This window comes from Aminobacter sp. NyZ550, assembly GCF_025628925.2.
Taxonomy (GTDB): domain Bacteria; phylum Pseudomonadota; class Alphaproteobacteria; order Rhizobiales; family Rhizobiaceae; genus Aminobacter; species Aminobacter ciceronei.
In genome coordinates, this window is sequence record NZ_CP114190.1 from 1,323,080 (window position 1) to 1,338,486 (window position 15,407).

The following is a 15,407-nucleotide window of genomic DNA, read 5'->3' on the forward strand; positions in this document are numbered from 1 at the left end:
CAGGCTAGGTCGCCCCCATCTCCCGCAGCGCCATCGCCTTGTAGTCGGCCACCAGCGCGTCGCCTTCGCCGCGGTCGACCGAAATCGCCAGCCGCATCGTTGCTTCGCCCAGCGACATGATCAGGAACGCCTTGCGCTCTATCTCGGCAGCATCTGCAGCGGGCGCGACCCGCTGCCACGCCTCTGCCAGCAGCGCACCATTGGCCCTGGAATCGCGCAGGTCGATGTCGCGCAGCGCCTTGTCGGCCTGCGTGCCCGACCAGATGTCGCGCATCACAGGTTCGGCGACGAAGATGCCGTAATAGACGTCGATCAGCCCGCCGAAGGCGTCGATCAGCCCCTTCATGTCGCCAACGCCCGCCAGCCCGTCTGAAATGCAGGCGCGGCCTTCGGCATTGTAGCGCTCGGCCAGCGTGCGGATGATCGCGCCCTTGTCGGGAAAGTACTGGTAGAGCGAGCCGATCGACACGCCGGCGCGTTCGGCCACCTCGCCCATGCGCATGGCGTCGCTGCCGCCTTCCGAGATCAGCGTGCTCGCGGCCTGCAGCATGCGCTCGACGCGCTCCTGGCTGCGTTTCTGGCTCGGTGCGCGCCGCAGCGCCTGGCCCGAGATGTCTTCGATCGCTTCCATGGTTCCTCGCCCGCAACGAATCCGCTTGACCGCCATAATATGAGGGTTTATCACATTTGCAAATGTGAGGAATGCTCACATTAATGAAGGAGGCCAAAATGACCGTATCTCAGCATGACATGAAGCCAATTCTCATCCTCGGCGGCACCGGCAAGACTGGCCGCCGCATTGCCGAACAGCTTGCACAGCGCAACCTGCCGGTCCGTATCGGTTCACGCGGCGCCACCCCGTCCTTCGACTGGGATGACCGCTCCAGCTGGCCGGGCGCAGTCGAGGGCGCCGGTGCCGTTTACATCTGCTACTATCCCGACCTCGCGGCCCCAGGTGCCGCCGAGGCAGTCGGCGCCTTCGCCGAATTCGCCGTCGGTATGGGCGTCAAGCGCCTGGTGCTTTTGTCCGGGCGCGGCGAGCCCGAGGCGCAGCGCGCCGAGGAAAGGGTCCAGCAGTCCGGCGCCGACTGGACCATCCTGCGCTGCAGCTGGTTCATGCAGAATTTCAGCGAGAGTTTCCTGCTCGACGCCGTGCTTTCGGGCGAGGTGGCGCTGCCGGTCGGCGCTGTAGGTGAGCCGTTCGTCGATACCGACGATATCGCCGATGCCGCTGTCGCCGCCTTGTCAGACGACCGCCATATCGGCCAGCTCTACGAACTCACCGGACCGCGCATGCTGACCTTCGCTGACGCCGTCGCCGAGATTTCAGCCGCCGCCGGTCGCGATATCCGCTTCGTCGAGATCAGCGTTGCCGACTTCAAGGCCGGTCTCACCGACCAGCAACTGCCCCAGGAGCTCATCGACCTGTTGATGATGCTGTTCACCGAGGTGCTCGACGGCCGCAACCAGCATGTTGTGGACGGTGTCAGCCGGGCGCTCGGCCGCGCCCCGCGCGACTTCACAGACTATGCCAACAATGCCGCCGCAGCCGGCATCTGGGCAGAAGCACAATGATCGCGCCCGTTTTCACCGCACTCGTCTTCGCCGCCATGCTCGGCACCGGCATCGCCGCCGGCCTGTTCTTCATCTTCTCCAACACCATCATGGCGTCGTTCGCGCGCCTGCCGGCAGCGCAAGGCATCGCCGCCATGCAGCAGATCAACGTCACCATCATCAACCCGCTGTTCATGCTTGTGTTCATGGGGCTCGTGGTGCTGTCGCTGGTCCTCGGCGCCAAGGCGATTTTCGGCTGGGCCGAGGCCGGCTCGGCCTGGCTGCTCGCCGGCAGCGTCGCCTACCTGGTCGGATGCTTCCTGGTGACGATGGTGTTCAACGTGCCGCTCAACGATGCGCTCGCCGCCGTCGATCCGGCAAGTGCCGAGGGTGCCGCGATATGGGCTCGCTATCTCAACGAGTGGCTGCCGTGGAACCATGCCCGTACGGTCGCCTGCGTGGTGTCACTGGCGTCGTTCGCCATGGCTTTCCGTGCCGCATGAACAAGAAGGCCGGGGTTGACCCGGCCTTTTTGTCTCAGCCTTGGCGCTTCCAGCGCGCCACGGCGTGTTCGATCAGCTTCCCGACCAGATCGGGGTAGGGCACGCCGGAGGCTGCCATGGTCTTCGGATACATGCTTATGTTGGTGAAGCCGGGAATGGTGTTGACCTCGTTGACCAGCGCCGACCCGTCCGCCTTCACAAAGAAGTCGACGCGCGCCATGCTCTCGCAGCCGAGCGCCAAGAAGGCGCTGCGGGCAACCTCCTGCAGCCTGGCCTTGGCCGCATCGGGCAGGTCCGCCGGGATGCGCAAGGCAGCGCCGTCGGCATCGATGTACTTGGCCTCATAGGTGTAGAAGCCGTGGCTCGCCGCTGGTGCGATCTCGCCCGGCACGGAGACGGAGAGCGATCCATCGGGCGCCTCGAGCACGGCGAATTCGACCTCACGGCCGTCGACGAACTCCTCGATCAACACCTTGCGGTCATATCTGAAAGCCTCGGCCAGCGCCTTGTCCAGCTGTTCCGCCGTCTCGGCCTTGCTGACGCCGACGGATGAGCCTTGCCGTGCCGGCTTGACGAAAACAGGCAGTCCGAGCTCGGCCTTGATGGCGTCGAACGTGGGACGGACACCGAAATGCACGGTCACACCACGCGCCACCGGCACCCCGGCCTCTCTCATCAGCCGTTTGGCGACGTCCTTGTCCATTGCGTTGGCCGAGCCGAGCACGCCCGAGCCGACATAAGGAATGTCGGCCACCTCGGCCAAACCTTGGACCGCGCCATCCTCGCCGAACGGGCCATGTAGCACCGGAAACAGCACGTCGACCCTGGGCAACTCGAACGGCACTTCGCCGGCTGGCAGGGCGATCAGCCGCCCTTTGCCGCCCGGCACCAGCGCCACCTCGGCGCCCCCGATGGGCACGGCCTTGGGCAGTGCGCCGTCGCGGTCGAGTTGGGCCAGGAACCAGCGGCCGTCGCGGGCGACGCCGATGGGCACGACCTCGTATCTGGACGCGTCGATCGCCTTGACGACGTTGCTTGCCGACATGAGCGAGACGTCGTGCTCGGAGGAGCGTCCGCCGAAAAGAACTGCGATGCTTGGTTTGGTGGTCATGGATGCTTTCCGCTCTGCCGCCAGGTTCGCGCCATGCCGCGGCGCGATGTCCCTGCTTGCTCAGCAATTCGAGTTTATCTGTGGCGCCGTTTCAGGGCGCGGCGTTCTTGCGCGATTTTCGCCGTGGGCAGGCGCTCAGGCCTGGTCCTTGGTCTTGTGACCCTTCCTGTCGGAATGGCCGAGATCGCGCTCGGGGTCGATGATGTCGCGCACCAGCTGTTTCAGCTTGGCCGCATCGGGGAAGCCGCCGTCGCGCTTACGGTCCCACACCAACGTGTCATTGCAGGTGATGGTAAACACGCCGCCTGTGCCCGGCACCAGCGTCACCTCGCCAAGCTCGGTGCCGAATGTCGACAACAGCTCCTGCGCCATCCAGCCGGCACGAAGCAGCCACATGCACTGGGTGCAGTAGGTGATGCGGATCTGGGGCAGGAGGGAGTCGGTCATTCGCAACCCGGTGCTGTGTTGTGCGTCTTACGAGCCCCGCTTCGCGGCACCTCAGGATGAGAGAAGTTCGTGCCATCCGCCCACTCTTCGACGTTCGGGCAACGGGCAGCGCATAGTCGTGCCGGACGCCGCGGTCCTCTTCCTGAGGTGCCCGCGGAGCGGGCTTCGAAGGACGCTGGAGAAAAGGCGTCAAACGAAAACGCCCCGGGTTTGCCGGGGCGTGTCAAAAATCAAGCCGCGCTGAGCTTGGCCATCGTCGCCTCGTCGACCTCGAAGTTGGCGTAGACGTTCTGCACGTCGTCGTCGTCTTCGAGCGTGCCGACCAGCTTCATCAGCGACTGGGCGCGTTCTTCGTCGACGGGGATGTTGTTCTGCGGCTTCCAGATGATCTTCACCGACTCGGCGTCGCCGAGCGAGCTTTCGAGCGCCTTGGACACTTCGCCGAGGTTTTCGAAAGCGCAGGTGATGGTGTGGCCGTCTTCATCCGACTGCACGTCGTCGGCACCGGCTTCGATGGCCGCGTCCATGACCTTGTCGGCGTCGCCGGCGCCTGCCGGATAGACGATTTCACCGACGCGGTCCCACATGAACGACACCGAACCTGTTTCGCCCAGTGCCCCGCCGGCCTTGGTGAAGGCTGCGCGCACGTTGGACGCCGAACGGTTGCGGTTGTCGGTCAGCGCCTCGACGATCAGCGCCACGCCACCCGGGCCATAACCTTCGTAGCGCACTTCTTCGTAGTTCTCGGCGTCGCCCATCGAGGCCTTGGAGATGGCGCGGGCAATGTTGTCCTTGGGCATCGACACCGCCTTGGCGTTCTGGACGGCAAGGCGAAGGCGCGGGTTCATCGAGGGGTCGGGCACGCCGGTCTTTGCTGCAACGGTGATTTCGCGTGCAAGCTTGGAGAACATCTTGGACCGCACCGCATCCTGGCGGCCCTTGCGGTGCATGATGTTCTTGAACTGTGAATGGCCGGCCATGGGACCCCTGTTTGTCGCTTCGGCAGTGTTTGAATGGGCCGCCTTATAGATAAATCGGCTCAATACGTCCAGACTTCAAGGCTTCCCGGCCCTCGCGAAAACGTGACTCCGTGCGTCGCGCCGCTGCTGGGATAGTGCGTTTCGCCCCGAACGCCCGAGAGCGCCATGCCCCTTCGCCTGTTCGCCGCCTGTCTTGCCACCCTGCTTTCAGCGTCGATCCCGACATGGGCGGCGGACGATCCGGTGCCGAGCAAATGCATGGCTATCGCGCAGGCGCTGCCCGACGTCACCTATGCCAGCTTCTATCAGGCCCAGACGTTCGTCGATGGCGACGTCTCCATCACCTATGCCGGCCACTCGACCTATGTCATCGAGACGCCTGGCGGCGTCCGCATCGCCACCGATTACAGCGGCATTTACGGCTCGAGTCCGTTGCCGCGCATCGTCACCATGAACAAGGCACACCCCACCCACTACACCGACATGCCGGACCAGGACATCGACCATGTCCTGCGCGGCTGGAACCCCGAGGGCGGGCCGGCCAGGCATGCGCTGGTCGTCGACGATGTCTATGTCCGCAACGTGCCGACCGATATCAGGCGCTTTGGCGAGATGGAGCGCGACGGCAATTCGATCTTCATCTTCGAGGTCGCCGGCCTGTGCATAGGCCATCTCGGCCATCTGCATCACCGGCTCGAGGACGCACATTATGGCGCCATCGGCCGGCTCGACGTCGTCATGGTGCCGATCGACGGCGGCATGACCTTGTCGATCGATGCGATGACCGAGATCACGACCAGGCTCTATTCGTCGATGATCCTTCCGATGCATCGGCATTCCACCCCGATTGGCGAGTTCACCGGCATGATGGGTGATGGTTTTGCCGTCGAATTCCGCAACAGCCGTTCGCTCACCGTGTCACTGCGGTCGCTGCCATCGCGGCCAACCATCGTCATTCTCGACGGTGTCTGACCTCAGCGTTCAGTTCAAGGTCGGCGATGTTGCCTCGGGCTGCCGGGCGCCGACCCGAACCATGTTGCGTCCAGCTTCCTTGGCTTCGTAGAGCGCGCGGTCGGCGGCCAGCATCATGTCGTCGAAATCAGTGTATTCCCCCGGCGCGCGCGTCGCCACGCCGATACTGACGGTGGCCCACACCTCGCCGCCCGACGGCATCTCGATCGCCCGCATTTCAAGTGCCTGGCGGATGCGCTCGGCGACGGAGGTTGCCGCGATCATGTCGAGGCCCGGCAGCACCACGGCGAACTCTTCGCCACCCATGCGGCCGAACAGGTCGGCCGGGCGCAGCAGACGGGAGATCAGGACGACAAATTCCTTCAGCATCGCGTCGCCGCCGGCATGGCCGAATCGGTCGTTGATGTTCTTGAAGTGATCGATGTCGAGCATCAGCAGCGCCGTGCCTTGGTCCCGGTTCGCTTGCAGGCAGGCTTCGCTTCGCTCGATGAAGGCACCGCGTGACAGCGCGCCGGTCAGCGAGTCGTGGTTGGCCGCGCGCGACAGTCGTTCGATCAGCTCGACGCGGGCGGCGTTGATGCTGGCAACAGTCAGCGGACAGAGCGCCATCAGGGCGATGCCGAGCCGCAGCGAGTCGAGCGAGCGCAGCGGGTCGGGCAGTTCCGGCAACGGGATGAGGTTTGCCGGGATCGAGATCAGCAACCACACGCTCAGCAGCATGGTCAGCACCGAGGTGGTGAACGTCCTGTAGGTCAGCGAGCACCAGAGCAGGGCAGGGATGGGCATCGCTAGATGTCGTTTCCAAGAAGGTTGTTCAGTCTTTGGAACGGGCTGATGCCTCCAAGGGCCGAGTGTGGGCGTGCCAGGTTGTAGTTGGCTGCCCATTGGTGAATGGCCTTGGCGCGTTCGTTCGATGAGGCGTATGGCCTGGCATAGGCGCATTCGCGCAGCGAAGTCTGGATGAAGCGCTCGGCCTTGCCGTTGGTGCGCGGGGTGTAGGGCCTTGTGCGGATGTGTCGGGCACCGGCACCTTGGAGTGCCTGGGCGAACAGTTTGGAGCGATACGCCGAGCCGTTGTCGGTCATCACCCGCTCAACCCTGGCGCCCAGCCTGGCGTACCAGGCCAGTGCCCGGTTGAGGAACCCGGTGGCATCATCCCGGCCCAGGCTGGGCAGCAGTTCGACATAGGCGAGGCGCGAGGCATCGTCGATGGCGACATGCAGGTGTTCGTAGCCGATGCCTCGGGCGCGATGATGGCCTTGGTGCTGACCCGTGATCCGATGGCCAACGCCGTCGATACGGCCCAGGGTCTTGATGTCGATATGGATCAGTTCGCCCGGCCGCTGCCGCTCGTAGCGCAACACCGGGGGCCGGGGATCGAGCCAGGCCAGCCGGTTCAGTCCTAGCCGGCGCAGCACAAGGCCCACCGTCGAGCGCGCCAGGCCCAAGGACCGGGCAATTGCCGGCCCGGTCATGCGCTGGCGCCGCAACTGCTCGATCCGCGACACCTGCATGGCTGCCAGCCGATGCCGGCAGCGGTGCGGCGCCGAACTGCGATCGTGCAGAACCCGGTCGCCGGCCCGGTAGCGGTCGAGCCAGCGATAAGCCGTTCGTTCCGAAACCCCGGCCGAACCGGCAGCACGCCGCACGCTCCAGCCCTGTTCAATTCGTTGCACCAAAAGCACTCGACCTGACGGCGTCAGACGCGCATTCTTATGGACGTTCATTCGGGGAGCTCCACTGAAGGTTGGTTGGCTTCGCAACCCCAGCTTCTCAGTCCCTCCTCGAATGAACAACCTTCATAGCTTCGACAGCTAGAGCACCTGGTCCGCCCAGCATGATGGCAAGCCCAACCGAAGCCACCAGCACCAGCGCCGGCAAGGCATGCTGGAAGAGCGCGGGCGAAAGACCGGCCGGCCAATGCTCGCGCAGCCTGCGGAAGCCGGGGAAGGTCAGCAGCACCGGAAGGATGATCAGGCTGTTGACCAGTTCGGTGATGAACCAGAAGGTGATGCCGCTGAAGAAGTCCTTGCCAAACAAAAGGCGTGCCGCGCCGCCGCCGGCGATCGAGGCGGCCAGTGCCACCGCGCAGCAGATGGCGAAGAGGTGCAGCACCGATGACTGCCGTTGCAGCCAGCGGTCGCTCTCCGGCACCAGCCGGAACAGCAGGTACCCGGTCAGCGCACCGGTGATGTTGGCAGTCGTCAGCCACAGCGTGACGAAGAAGTTTCCACCTGTTGAAAGGTCAGCCACGATGTAGCCGACGAAGGCAGCGAGCCAGCCCAGTGGCGTGGCGTAGCTCGGGTTGCGCACCATCATGCCGAGCAGGATGGCGTTCGCCGGCCAGACCGCGGCGAGGAAGCCGACCGGCCGCGTCAGTATGCCGAAGAACGATGCGAGGAAGACGATGCCGGCAACGATCAGAGCAATCGCAAGTTGCGGTTCCGTGTCTGGCCTGACAGGCAGTTCCCGGGTGGCAGTCAGCATTCCCCGTCCGTATGCACGTTCCTATTCGGATTGTTGGCCAACAAGCGTTTATCCGAGCTTAATAAGTTCCTTCTGATGTACATTGAGATGCTGGCCACGTCCAAGCATTTCGCTGGCCGCGTTGATGCCTCCGCAACCGATGGGTGCGAGAGACGTGACAGGTCAAGTGGCGATGCGCGGCTCCAGCTCCTCGACCGTGGCGTGACCGCGGAACCCGCCCAATGACACGGCTTCCCGCTCCTCCTCGATGGCATGGGCGAAGATCACCGCCGGGTCGGCTTCGAGTTTTGCCATGTGCTTGTGGATGCCGGGGAACTCGCTCGCCATGTCGAACAAGTCGAGATCCGAGCCCCAGCGCGCGATGCCGATGAAGTAGGCGTCGGCCACGGTTCTGTGGTTGCCAATCAGCCATTCGCTGTTTTCGAGCACGCGCTGCAGGAAGGCGAAGTCCATGGCTGCCTTTTCGCGCGCCATCTTGCGCAGCATGTTGCGCCCGGCGTCGTCGTCTTCGACCAGCTTGAAGGCGTTCCAGCCATAGCCGAGATCGGAATGCAGCGTGGTGTGCAGGTAGGACAGCATCCAGTTCAGCCGGTCGAATTCCTTGCTGCCCTGGGCAAAGCCGAGGCCATTGTCGAGGTCGCGCGCGGCGATGTTGTGCAGGATCGCCAAGCTCTCGGTCAGCGTGCCGCCATCCCCGGTGACCATCGCCGGCGTCTGGCCGAGCGGGTTGACCCTGGCGAAGGTGCGGGAATGCTTGGCTGTCATGTCTATGCGGTGCAGGCGGTAGGGCTGGCCGAGCCATTCGAGTGCCACGATCGAGCCGAACGATCAACCATGCGGCACGCCGTAAAAGAGCACAGGTTCCATGTCATATCCTCTTGAAATCGGACCGCGAGACAGTCGCGGCATGCCGCAGAACCTATGCATTGAACTCGTTCCAACAAGTACCTACATTTCGGTAAGGTACTGACTTCAAAGTGAGAATTGAGGATTTCTTGGCGAAGACGCAGCCAGAAAGTTGTGGCCTCGGCCCCGCCTTCCAGCTCATCGGCGGCAAATGGAAGGCGTTGATCCTGTGGCTGGTGCACACCGAGCCGCGCCGCTTCGGCGAGCTCAAGCGGCTGGTGCCTGACATCAGCGAGAAGATGCTGATCCAACAATTGCGCGAAATGGAGGCCGACGGTCTCGTCCACCGCGAGATCTTTCATGAGGTGCCGCCGCGCGTCGAGTATTCGGCGACGCCGCTCGGCCAGTCGCTCGATGAAGCGCTCGGACCGCTCGCCAGCTGGGGCAAGGAGCATGGCGCCGCCATCGAGGCGCGGAAGGCGAAATCGCCTGGTCACTAGCTGACATCAAAGCACGGGACGCGCCTCAGCCTTCCAGGTCGAGCTTCAGCCGATCGAGAATGCTCATCGCGTGGCTGGCATATTCGCTGATCCAGCGGTCGTGAATCTCTTTGATCGGCATCGAGTTGAGGTGGTTCCAGCGTTCGCGGCCTTCGCGCCGGGCGACCACCAGTTCGGCCTCCTCCAGAACCTTCAGATGCTGCATCACGGTGCAGCGGTCCATGTCGTCGAAACGCTCGCACAGGGCGCCCGTCGTCAGCGCGCCATCCTTCAGCACGTCCAGCATCAATCGCCGGCGCGGATGCGCCAGAGCCTTGAAAACATTGTCGTCTTTCGAATCGCTTGACATGTTATAATTTTATAACACATTGTTGCCGCGTGCAAGCATAGGAGGCTGACAATGTCCTTGGGGTTCAAGGTTTCGGGACGTATCGCCAAGCCCGTCCACGAGGTGTTCGACGCGGTCGTCAATCCGAAGAAGCTGAGCGGCTATTTCACCACGCTGAACGGCGCCAGCGCGCCGCTGGTCGCCGGAACCACCGTCACCTGGTGGGGTTCGGTGCCGGTCGAGGTCGACGAGATCGAGTTGGACAAGCGCATCGTACTGCGCTGGGACGCCGAGGTGGCCGAGGGCCAGCCGTCCTACAAAACCCGGATCGAGATGGGCTTCGACGTGCTCGAGGACGGCTCGACCTTCGTCACCATCGGCGAATCTGGCTGGGTTGAGGACGCGGTCGGGCGCAAGGCGTCCTACGGCAACTGCGAGGGCTGGGCGGAAATGCTGTCGGCGATGAAGGCCTGGCTCGAATACGGCATCAACCTGCGCGAGGGTTTCTACCCCTCAGAGATGCGCGGCGAGTTGCCGACGACAAGCGAACGCAAGTGAGGAGAGAGACAATGGGTGCCAAGATCGAAGGCGGCATGAACATCGCCATGAAGGTGCCGAGCCACCAGTACGAGGCGACCATCGCCTTTTACCGCGACGTAGTCGGCCTCGAGGGTATCCCTGAGAAGCTGCCCGCGGTTGGCTTCAAGCTCGGCCCGAACCAGCTCTGGATCGACGAGGCCCCGACCATGAGCCAGGCTGAGGTCTGGCTGGAGCTGTTCACGCCCGATTTTGCCGGCACGCTCAAGCAACTCGGCGATGCCGGTGCGGTGCGCTGCGACCCGATCGAGCCGCTCGACGAAACCTTCCGTGGCGGCTGGATCATGAACCCGGCCAACATCGTGCACATGGTGCGCGAACCCGACGCCTGGTGAGGCTGGAACAGTTCGGGAGGCGGGCATTCCCGCCGCCCGGTCTTGTCAAACCGAGTGGACTCGCACTTCGCCATTGGCTAGAAAGCAGGCTTTGTCGAACAGCTTGAGATCCAGCGGATTGGGCAGCCTGACGTCGCCGAGGTCGGGCATCGTCTTCGTTGCCGGGTCGTAGGAGCGGTCGATCTGCGAGATCATCACGACGATCAGCCCCTTGTCGCGCGCCAGTGCTCTCAGCGCCCGCACCTGTTCCATCAGCTTCGGATTGTCGCGCTTCTGGTCGAGCAGTTGCAGGTAATCAACCACCACCATCGTGCCGCGCGGCGCCGAAGCCATGCGCCCGGCGATATGGGCCGCGCTGATGATGTCGGAGCTGTCGAGCTCAAACAGGTTGCCAAACTGCGCCCGGTCGGCGCCGATGGCGCGGAAGCGATCGAGCACTTCCTTTTCAGTGTATTCGAGCGTGAAGAAGCTGCCGCGATGGCCCAATTTCATCGCCTCGACGGCGAGTTCGAGACCCATCAGCGTCTTGCCCTGGCCGGGCCGCGCGCCGAGCAGGACCATGTCGCCGGGAGCGAGCCGTGCGAACAGTCTTTCCGCCGGGCGCACGGCAGCGGCCTTGGCGGCAAGCAGGCTCCAGCCGGCAATGCCTTCGCCGGCTGCCACCTCGTCGAGTGCCTGATGAAGTGGGATCGTCTTCGTCCTGGCCAGAAGCCTGGCCTTGCGCTTCAGCACAGGAATGGGCGCGGATAGTTTCATTGTGCGAACCTCCAGATACGAGCTGTCGTCGCAACCCCTCCTTATGCACGTGCTCGAACAGATGGTTCGGTGATTTAGGCACCCTGCACGATCAGTACTTTCCCGCTGGAGGGGGGAGGCGTGGGCCGCGCCAGAATCAAATGATAGCCCGGTTCCGGTCGGTGTGAAATCGCTGGCCGAGACGAAAACGGCGGGCTTTTGGCCCGCCGTCGTCATGTTCATCAGTGACCGCCACTTTTCCTGCGGCGGTTCCGCTGCAGCATGTTGAGGCCCTCGACCAGCGCCGAGAAGCCCATGGCGGCGTAGATGTAGCCCTTGGGCACATGATAGCCGAAACCATCGGCAATCAGCGTCATGCCGATCATCAAGAGGAAGCCGAGCGCCAGCATGACGATCGTCGGGTTCTTCTCGATGAAGGTCGCGAGCGGCGTTGCAGCCAAAAGCATTACCGTCACGGCGACGATCACGGCGATGTACATGATGCCGATCTCGTCGGTCATGCCGACAGCGGTGATGATCGAGTCGATCGAGAACACCAGGTCGAGCAGCAGGATCTGGAAGATCGCAGCGCCCATCGAAAGCTGCAGCGTACGCGACACCATCTCGTCCTTGTGGTCCTCGGGATCGACCGAGTGGTGGATTTCCTTGGTCGCCTTCCAGACCAGGAACAGGCCGCCAGCGATCAGGATCAAGTCGCGCCAGGAGAAGCCGTGGCCGAAGGCCGTGAAGACGGGTGCCGTCAGCGCGACGATGAAGGAGATGGTGGCCAAAAGCACCAGGCGCATGATCAGCGCCGCCCCGATGCCGAGCCGCCGCGCCTTGGCGCGCTGGTGCTCAGGCAATTTGTTGGTCAGGATCGAGATGAAGATCAAATTGTCGATGCCGAGCACAACTTCGAGCGCGATCAGGGTCAGCAGTGCCACCCAGGCGGTCGGGTCGTTGATGAAGCCGAAATACGGCGCCAGGAATTCGATCATCTAAGTGTCCCCGTTGTTCTTCTGGATACGATGCGAGCGGCCGGCGGCCGCTCGTTCACATGCTACAGTGCCGAGACATGGTGCATCCGGATAGATGCATCATGCTCTAACATATGCTGACGTGCGGCGGGCAAGTAGGTTTCGACTGGCCCCACGTCAATGTCAGGACCAGAAGGAGGGGACGGTTTCTTCGAGCCTAGGCCCGCGACGCAATGGCGCAACCCGTTCGGCGAGGCCGGTGCGGTCGGAAATGTCGACGCCGACGCCGCAGATGGTGGCCGGGCCGTTGGCCGCCTCGAAGCGGCCCTTCGGCACCTTGGACAGGAACCGGTTGAGCGGTTCTTCCTTGTCCATGCCGAGCGAGGAGTCGTAGTCACCGCACATACCGGCGTCGGTCAGATAGGCGGTGCCGCCATTGAGGATCTGGTGGTCGGCTGTTGGCTGGTGGGTATGCGTGCCGACAACCAGGCTGGCGCGGCCGTCGACGAAATGGGCAAAGCACATCTTCTCGCTCGTCGCCTCGGCGTGGAAGTCGATCACCACCGCATCCGCCTGTTCGCCCAATGGGCAGGCGGCCAGTTCCCGCTCGCCGGCCTGGAACGGGTCGTCGAGTTCAGGATGCATGAACACCCGGCCCATGATGTTCGAGACGAGAACGCGGGCGCCGTTCCTGGCGATGTAGAGGCCGGAGCCGCGCCCCGGTGTGCCCTTCGGGAAATTGGCCGGGCGCAAGAAGCGTTCCTCACGCGGCGCAAAGGCCAGCGCCTCGCGCTGGTCCCAGACGTGATTGCCCGTCGTCACCACATCGGCGCCGGCAGCAAGCGTTTCGCGGAAAATCTCCTCGGTGATGCCGAAGCCGCCGGCGGCGTTCTCACCGTTGACGATGACAAAATCGAGCCGGAAATCAGAAATCAGGCCGGGCAGCTGATTCCACACCGCAGTGCGTCCGGCCTTGCCCACCATGTCGCCAAGAAAAAGAAGTCTCATAAAAAATGCTTCTACAGGGCCATTGCGAAATCATGCAAGTGGAGCCGGCCGAATTTGCCCGGAGCTGATTCGCGCTGGCCGATCACCTCACGTCGGCTCGAAACGGCGCAGCCCGCTTTCCGTTAGTATTTCGGGGATGATGACGTCATGGTTCTCGTCGGGAACGCGCTCGACCTCCTGGCAGTCGAAGGCGATGCCGATCAGCCTGGGCTCTATGCCCTTGTCCTGTAGCTTGGAGATCGCCCGGTCGTAATAGCCGGCGCCATAGCCGATGCGGTGGCCGCGTTTGTCGAAAGCCGCCAGCGGCACCAGCATGATCTGGGGATCCAGCACCTCGGCTTCCTCATGCGGCCCGACGGTGCCAAAACCCATATCGACCATCGGTGCGCCGCGCACCAGTTCGCGGAAGACGATCGTGTGCTTGTCGAGGATCGCCGGCAGGCAGAGCCGTGCACCATGCTCGCGCAGGGCAAACATCATCGGCCTGACGTCCACCTCCGATCGCATCGGCCAGAAGCCCGAGACGATCGTGCCGGGCTCGAACTGCAGATTGTCGCGCGCCGTCTCCGCCATCTCCAGCGACGCTTCGATGCGCCAGAACTGATCGAGCGCGTCGCGCCGGGCCAGCGCTTCCTTGCGCAGCTGCTTCTTGATTTCGCGATGGGAAGTCATGCCGGTGTTCGCCCGTTCTGCTGTCGTTCGCCACGTGTTTGGCACATTGGCCGTTGCACCGGCAACGCGGAAACCGACGCTTTCAGGCGTCGGGTGGGCAGGTTTTATCCTGACAGGGAGGTGACGATCCACACAACCGGTGAAGAAGTCGATCCCGGAGACCTACAAAGTAGGTGGGCGCCGTATGGAAGAACCCACGGGTCCTCCCAGGGACAGCTCCCTAAGGATCGTTAAGGCCCCGGGGAAAATGCTCTCCTGCCGGGAAGCGCAGACCGTCACCGCCAATATAGGCGCTGTGGCCGCAATGCGCCATGGCAGTGGGACGCTTCGTGCAAGGATATTTGCGGGGCTGTGGTGTGGAGGTTTTTTCATGCTCATGCGCTTTGTTGTCTGTTCGAGCGAGAGCTCTGCCTCCTGTACCGCGGCGGCCCCGAACGCCTATCACGACGGGACGTCCCGCTTGCCCCACCGGCCACACCTCCCTAGTGTCGGCGCCGACAAATTTGGAGTTTCGCATGCGCTTTGAAGGAACGTCGGCTTATGTCGCCGACAAGGATCTGATGGTGGCGGTCAATGCGGCGATCGCTCTGGAGCGGCCGCTGCTGGTCAAGGGCGAGCCGGGTACCGGCAAGACCGAACTCGCCCGCCAGGTGGCATCCGGCCTCGGCCTTGAAATGATCGAGTGGAACGTCAAGTCCACCACCAAGGCACAGCAGGGTCTCTACGAATATGATGCCGTCTCGCGCCTGCGCGACAGCCAGCTCGGCGACGGCCGCTTCAACGACATCAAAAACTACATCAAGCGCGGCAAGCTGTGGGATGCGTTTGCCGCCGACAAAAAGGTCGTGCTTCTGATCGACGAGATCGACAAGGCCGACATCGAGTTCCCCAACGATCTGTTGCAGGAACTCGATCGCATGGAGTTCTTCGTCTACGAGACCGGCGAGACGATCAGCGCCAAGGTCAGGCCGATCGTCATCATCACCTCGAACAACGAGAAGGAACTGCCCGACGCCTTCCTGCGCCGCTGCTTCTTCCACTACATCCGCTTCCCCGACGTCGACACGCTGCACAAAATCGTCGAGGTGCATTATCCCGGCATCAAGCAGAACCTGGTGCGCGCCGCACTGACCCAGTTCTACGAGATCCGCGAGGTTGCCGGCCTCAAGAAGAAGCCGTCGACCTCGGAAGCGCTCGACTGGATCCGCCTGTTGGTCGCCGACGATATCGCACCGGAAGACCTGCGCGCCGACCCCAAGAACGCGCTGCCCAAGCTGCATGGCGCCCTGCTCAAGAACGAGCAGGACGTGCATTTGTTCGAGCGCCTGGCATTCATGGCGAGACGGCAGGGGTGA

The 15,407-nt window shown here is 63.3% G+C and carries 20 protein-coding genes and 1 other RNA gene; 7 read left to right on the forward strand and 14 right to left on the reverse strand.

Features of this window, described 5'->3' with window-relative positions:
- Positions 1-4 precede the first annotated feature (4 nt).
- The gene (locus N7E70_RS06505; RefSeq protein ID WP_263005846.1) at positions 5-631 is read right to left on the reverse strand and encodes a TetR/AcrR family transcriptional regulator; all 627 of its coding nucleotides are present in this window, start codon (positions 629-631) and stop codon (positions 5-7) included.
- A 98-nt stretch (positions 632-729) separates the two neighbouring features.
- Here N7E70_RS06505 and N7E70_RS06510 point away from each other — a divergent pair, with 98 nt between their 5' ends.
- The gene (locus tag N7E70_RS06510; protein ID WP_263005847.1) at positions 730-1,575 is read left to right on the forward strand and encodes an NAD(P)H-binding protein; all 846 of its coding nucleotides are present in this window, start codon (positions 730-732) and stop codon (positions 1,573-1,575) included.
- Positions 1,572-2,057, forward strand: coding sequence for an anthrone oxygenase family protein (locus tag N7E70_RS06515; protein WP_263005848.1), 486 nt, complete (start codon positions 1,572-1,574; stop codon positions 2,055-2,057). Before N7E70_RS06510 ends, N7E70_RS06515 begins: the two co-directional genes overlap by 4 nt.
- A 34-nt stretch (positions 2,058-2,091) precedes the next feature.
- Here N7E70_RS06515 and N7E70_RS06520 read toward each other — a convergent pair whose 3' ends face one another.
- The 3 genes from N7E70_RS06520 to N7E70_RS06530 form a co-directional block, all read right to left on the reverse strand.
- Positions 2,092-3,168: a D-alanine--D-alanine ligase family protein gene (locus tag N7E70_RS06520; protein ID WP_263005849.1), complete on the reverse strand. Its 1,077-nt coding sequence runs from the start codon at positions 3,166-3,168 to the stop codon at positions 2,092-2,094.
- A gap of 135 nt (positions 3,169-3,303) precedes the next feature.
- Positions 3,304-3,615 (reverse strand): SelT/SelW/SelH family protein, encoded by a 312-nt coding sequence (locus N7E70_RS06525; protein WP_263005850.1) that lies wholly within the window; start codon positions 3,613-3,615, stop codon positions 3,304-3,306.
- A gap of 230 nt (positions 3,616-3,845) precedes the next feature.
- A complete protein-coding gene (locus N7E70_RS06530; protein WP_067956900.1) occupies positions 3,846-4,595 on the reverse strand; it encodes a YebC/PmpR family DNA-binding transcriptional regulator in 750 nt (249 codons plus the stop codon).
- A 165-nt stretch (positions 4,596-4,760) separates the two neighbouring features.
- On the opposite strand from N7E70_RS06530, the gene N7E70_RS06535 reads away from it, so the two are divergent.
- On the forward strand, positions 4,761-5,567 hold the full coding sequence (locus N7E70_RS06535; RefSeq protein ID WP_263005851.1) for an MBL fold metallo-hydrolase: 807 nt from the start codon (positions 4,761-4,763) through the stop codon (positions 5,565-5,567).
- Between the two features lie 9 nt (positions 5,568-5,576).
- On the opposite strand, the gene N7E70_RS06540 is transcribed toward N7E70_RS06535, so the two are convergent.
- The 4 genes from N7E70_RS06540 to N7E70_RS06555 form a co-directional block, all read right to left on the reverse strand.
- Positions 5,577-6,353, reverse strand: a complete 777-nt coding sequence (locus N7E70_RS06540) for a GGDEF domain-containing protein (RefSeq protein WP_263005852.1) — start codon at positions 6,351-6,353, stop codon at positions 5,577-5,579.
- A 2-nt stretch (positions 6,354-6,355) separates the two neighbouring features.
- Positions 6,356-7,294: an IS481 family transposase gene (locus N7E70_RS06545; protein ID WP_263005546.1), complete on the reverse strand. Its 939-nt coding sequence runs from the start codon at positions 7,292-7,294 to the stop codon at positions 6,356-6,358.
- Between the two features lie 46 nt (positions 7,295-7,340).
- Complete coding sequence (locus tag N7E70_RS06550; RefSeq protein WP_263005853.1) at positions 7,341-8,054, reverse strand: MASE1 domain-containing protein; 714 nt, start codon at positions 8,052-8,054, stop codon at positions 7,341-7,343.
- A gap of 162 nt (positions 8,055-8,216) precedes the next feature.
- The gene (locus N7E70_RS06555) at positions 8,217-8,867 is read right to left on the reverse strand and encodes a glutathione S-transferase family protein (protein ID WP_263005854.1); all 651 of its coding nucleotides are present in this window, start codon (positions 8,865-8,867) and stop codon (positions 8,217-8,219) included.
- A gap of 182 nt (positions 8,868-9,049) precedes the next feature.
- Here N7E70_RS06555 and N7E70_RS06560 point away from each other — a divergent pair, with 182 nt between their 5' ends.
- Positions 9,050-9,400 carry a winged helix-turn-helix transcriptional regulator gene (locus N7E70_RS06560; RefSeq protein WP_263005855.1) on the forward strand — a complete coding sequence of 117 codons (351 nt, stop codon included), beginning with the start codon at positions 9,050-9,052 and terminating at the stop codon, positions 9,398-9,400.
- Positions 9,401-9,425: 25 nt separating this feature from the next.
- On the opposite strand, the gene N7E70_RS06565 is transcribed toward N7E70_RS06560, so the two are convergent.
- On the reverse strand, positions 9,426-9,749 hold the full coding sequence (locus tag N7E70_RS06565; RefSeq protein WP_067956912.1) for an ArsR/SmtB family transcription factor: 324 nt from the start codon (positions 9,747-9,749) through the stop codon (positions 9,426-9,428).
- Positions 9,750-9,800: 51 nt separating this feature from the next.
- Between N7E70_RS06565 and N7E70_RS06570 the strand changes: the two genes are divergently transcribed.
- Together N7E70_RS06570 and N7E70_RS06575 are read left to right on the forward strand one after the other, a co-directional pair.
- Complete coding sequence (locus tag N7E70_RS06570) at positions 9,801-10,286, forward strand: SRPBCC domain-containing protein (RefSeq protein WP_263005856.1); 486 nt, start codon at positions 9,801-9,803, stop codon at positions 10,284-10,286.
- Positions 10,287-10,297: 11 nt separating this feature from the next.
- Positions 10,298-10,660 carry a VOC family protein gene (locus N7E70_RS06575; RefSeq protein ID WP_263005857.1) on the forward strand — a complete coding sequence of 121 codons (363 nt, stop codon included), beginning with the start codon at positions 10,298-10,300 and terminating at the stop codon, positions 10,658-10,660.
- Between the two features lie 45 nt (positions 10,661-10,705).
- On the opposite strand, the gene N7E70_RS06580 is transcribed toward N7E70_RS06575, so the two are convergent.
- The 5 genes from N7E70_RS06580 to ssrS all read right to left on the reverse strand — a co-directional run bounded on the left by N7E70_RS06580 (position 10,706) and on the right by ssrS (position 14,329).
- Complete coding sequence (locus N7E70_RS06580; protein ID WP_263005858.1) at positions 10,706-11,416, reverse strand: DNA helicase; 711 nt, start codon at positions 11,414-11,416, stop codon at positions 10,706-10,708.
- A gap of 221 nt (positions 11,417-11,637) precedes the next feature.
- Complete coding sequence (locus N7E70_RS06585; protein WP_067956922.1) at positions 11,638-12,393, reverse strand: TerC family protein; 756 nt, start codon at positions 12,391-12,393, stop codon at positions 11,638-11,640.
- 162 nt (positions 12,394-12,555) lie between these two features.
- On the reverse strand, positions 12,556-13,380 hold the full coding sequence (locus N7E70_RS06590; protein ID WP_067956925.1) for a TIGR00282 family metallophosphoesterase: 825 nt from the start codon (positions 13,378-13,380) through the stop codon (positions 12,556-12,558).
- Between the two features lie 87 nt (positions 13,381-13,467).
- Entirely contained in the window at positions 13,468-14,052 is a 585-nt protein-coding gene (locus N7E70_RS06595; protein WP_263005859.1) for a 5-formyltetrahydrofolate cyclo-ligase, read from the reverse strand.
- Positions 14,053-14,173: 121 nt separating this feature from the next.
- Positions 14,174-14,329, reverse strand: a non-coding RNA gene (ssrS, locus tag N7E70_RS06600) — 6S RNA.
- Positions 14,330-14,567: 238 nt separating this feature from the next.
- Between ssrS and N7E70_RS06605 the strand changes: the two genes are divergently transcribed.
- On the forward strand, positions 14,568-15,407 hold the full coding sequence (locus N7E70_RS06605) for an AAA family ATPase (protein WP_154387228.1): 840 nt from the start codon (positions 14,568-14,570) through the stop codon (positions 15,405-15,407).